Source organism: Shewanella sp. KCT, assembly GCF_007636505.1.
Taxonomy (GTDB): Bacteria; Pseudomonadota; Gammaproteobacteria; order Enterobacterales; family Shewanellaceae; genus Shewanella; species Shewanella halotolerans.
This window is the reverse complement of record NZ_LVDJ01000040.1, coordinates 1-1318: the sequence shown is the minus strand read 5'-3', so window position 1 is coordinate 1318 and position 1318 is coordinate 1. Positions and strand designations below refer to the sequence as shown.

Here is a 1318-nt window from a genome sequence, read left to right as displayed (position 1 = left end):
CTAGGGAATCCCCAGATAATTCCCTTTTTATTCAATTCAGTAGACACGCATGGTGTTGATTGATCTAATTGATTTCGCCAAAAAACTACCAGATCCAACACCATGCGTGATGTCCATACCTTACACGATTTACTCAAAAAGCAATGCCCGCAAATACATCAAAAACGGCTTAATTCTCTGATGGTTGCTACAGAAGCGTTACTTGATGGCAATCAGTTGTCACTCACTCAGCTTGGTCGCAATATCTCTGGTGCGGTGGCGCCAAAGCACAACATCAAACGGATAGACAGGCTACTCGGCAACCCGCATCTACACTCTGATAAATTCGCTATTTATCAATGGCATGCCAAGTTACTCTGTGTTGCTAATCCCATGCCGGTAATCCTCATTGATTGGTCTGATGTCCGTGAACAATTGCGGATGATGACATTGCGAGCCTCTGTCAGTGTGCAAGGGCGCTCGGTTACCCTGTATGAGCGTACTTTCAAGTTTGCCGACTACAATGCTCCACGCAGTCATAACGCCTTCTTGGCGGAGTTGGCACAGGTGCTGCCGTCCCATGTGTGTCCACTGATTGTCACCGATGCGGGTTACCGCAATACCTGGTTTCGGGAGGTGGAACGATATGGTTGGTTTTGGCTTGGCCGTGTCCGTGGGGATGTCGGCTTTCTCCAGGCCAATCATGCCCAATGGCAGTCGAATAAGTCGCTTTATCCCTCCGCCACGGCGAAAGCCCGGCATATTGGTTACGTAAAACTGGGACGAAAATCGCCTATGCGCTGTCATTTACATCTGTACAAGGCTGCGCCGAAATATCGAGCCGACAAGCGGTCATCCAAAGCAGGACGCAATCATACGGCACAACAAAGTTACCGTCTTGGCAGTAAAGAGCCTTGGTTACTGGCAACCAACTTGCCTACGGAGGCGTTCTCGTCAACGCAGGTGGTCAAACTTTATGCCAGACGGATGCAGATAGAAGAAACCTTTCGCGACCTCAAAAGTCCCCAATACGGCATGGGACTCAGACAAAGCCGCAGTCGTTGTCCACGCCGTTATGATGTGTTGTTGCTGATAGCTTTGTTGGCAGAAATCCTGCTTTGGTGCATCGGTCTGGCAGCCAGGCATCTGGGATGGCAGCGGAGGTTTCAAGCCAATACGATACGTGACAGAAACGTGCTATCTGTGCTCCGGCTCGGCAAAGAAGTGAGACGACGTCCGGAATACTCAATCAAAGAATCGCATTTTCGCTGGGCTTGGGGTGAATTTCTTAAACTGGTTAACACCTCTGGGAGGCCCTAATTATGAGGGGATCCTCCAG

Annotated in this window: 1 protein-coding gene; it reads left to right on the top strand. The window is 49.8% G+C overall.

Annotation, left to right across the window (positions count from 1 at the left end; translation table 11 throughout):
- Positions 1 to 102: 102 nt before the first annotated feature.
- Positions 103 to 1299: an IS4 family transposase gene (locus tag AYI87_RS21160; RefSeq protein WP_144204539.1), complete on the top strand. Its 1197-nt coding sequence runs from the start codon at positions 103 to 105 to the stop codon at positions 1297 to 1299.
- Positions 1300 to 1318 lie beyond the last annotated feature (19 nt).